The organism is Rothia sp. HMSC072B03 (assembly GCF_001809565.1).
GTDB lineage: Bacteria > Actinomycetota > Actinomycetes > Actinomycetales > Micrococcaceae > Rothia > Rothia mucilaginosa_A.
In genome coordinates this window covers 1-660 of record NZ_KV797960.1, presented here as the reverse complement: position 1 = coordinate 660, position 660 = coordinate 1, and the positions used below count along the sequence as shown (strand labels likewise).

General features: G+C 52.9%; 1 protein-coding gene. It reads right to left on the bottom strand.

Translation table 11 applies throughout. The annotated features are described in order from the left end of the window. Window positions 1-645, bottom strand: a 645-nt coding sequence (locus HMPREF2630_RS00165; protein ID WP_256387516.1) for an IS3 family transposase, incomplete at its 3' end; no start/stop codon positions are given. Between the last annotated feature and the right edge of the window lie 15 nt (window positions 646-660).

Sequence of the window (660 nt, the reverse complement as noted above, 5' to 3'; positions counted from 1 at the left end):
TGTATTCCAATGCGTGATATAGGCTTCAAGGTCAGCTTTGAAACTCTCGAAGGTTGGCCAGTCCTGGCCACGAAAAAACTCGTCCTTAAGGTGACCGAAAACCTGCTCGGTGGCACCATTGTCGATGCAGTTGCCTTTACGTGACATACTCTGGATAAAACCATTATCAGCGAGCATACTGATGTAGGTCTCGTGCTGATACTGCCACCCCATATCCGAGTGCAAAATCGGTTCAGCCCCTTCAGGTTTGGCATCCATGAGTACCTGAAGCATCTCCTGCTGCTGGGCAAGATTAGGACACATCGAGATGGAGTGGGCGACAATCTCCTTGCTGGCAAAGTCATAAACCGGAGCGAGATAGGCCTTACCAAAGGAAAGCTTAAACTCGGTAACATCGGTACCCAACTTCTGCCAAGGACCATCAGCCGTGAAGTCGCGACCGATGATGTTCTCAAAACTTTGCCCCACCTCCCCCTTATAGGAGTTGTACCTGTGATAGGCCCTCTCACGGCGTATACCGCAGCGCAGCCCCATCTGACGCATCATCTTCAAGACCGTCTTATCAGCGATGCGCACCCCTTCCTCAGCGCGCAGGCACATGGCCACCTGCCTGTGACCACACCCGTTAGGGGTACGCGAAAAGATCTGGGCGACCTTGGG